Annotated in this window: 1 protein-coding gene; it reads left to right on the forward strand. The window is 32.9% G+C overall.

The window, feature by feature from the left end:
* Positions 1 to 499: IS110 family transposase (locus GSA01S_RS10365; protein WP_157064837.1), on the forward strand; the 499-nt coding region annotated here is incomplete at its 5' end.
* Between the last annotated feature and the right edge of the window lie 252 nt (positions 500 to 751).

Below are 751 nucleotides of genomic sequence, written 5' to 3' on the forward strand. Positions count from 1 at the left end.
CTTCAATCTTCTTTTATCTTTTATGCCAACATCTTCTGAAAATGTAAAAGTGGGGCTTGAAGCTACTGGTCATTACAGCTTAAACTTAATCAATTTTTTGATTGATAATGGCTACTCCCCAGTAGTTTTCAATCCTTTGCAAATTAATCTTTTCAGAAAAGCTCATACGCTTAGAAAGACTAAAACTGATAAAATTGATGCTAAGTTAATTGCTCTTATGCTTTCTTCCAGTGATGCTAAACCCCACTTGGATTTATCTTATCATGTTACGGAGCTTAAGTCACTGACTAGATATCGTTCTAGGCTTAAAGAGCAATTAGCTAGGCTCAAAATCTCGCTTAATAGAATCATTGAGATTGTGTTTCCAGAGCTTGAGAATTGCGTTTACTCGATTAATCAAAAATCTACTATGGCTCTTCTTTATGAGTTCCCTTCAAAGGAATTAATCGCAAATGCTCATCTTACTAGACTTACTAATCTCCTTAAAGATAATTCTTAAGGAAGATATTCTAAGGACAAGGCGTTAGAAATTAGAAATGTTGCTAGCAATTCTATTGGAACTAGTTCTGATGCAAGTAGCTTTGAGCTTGTTCAAACGATTGATATGATTAATTTCTATTCTTCTAAAATTGGTGAACTAGATGCTAAGATAGCAGATATTATGATTGAATTAAACTCTCCTATTTTATCTATCCCTGGTATTTCTTACAATCTTGGTTCTATTATTTTAGCTGAGATTGTTGATATCAAT

The sequence above is a fragment of the Globicatella sanguinis NBRC 15551 genome, from assembly GCF_001552295.1.
GTDB lineage: Bacteria > Bacillota > Bacilli > Lactobacillales > Aerococcaceae > Globicatella > Globicatella sanguinis.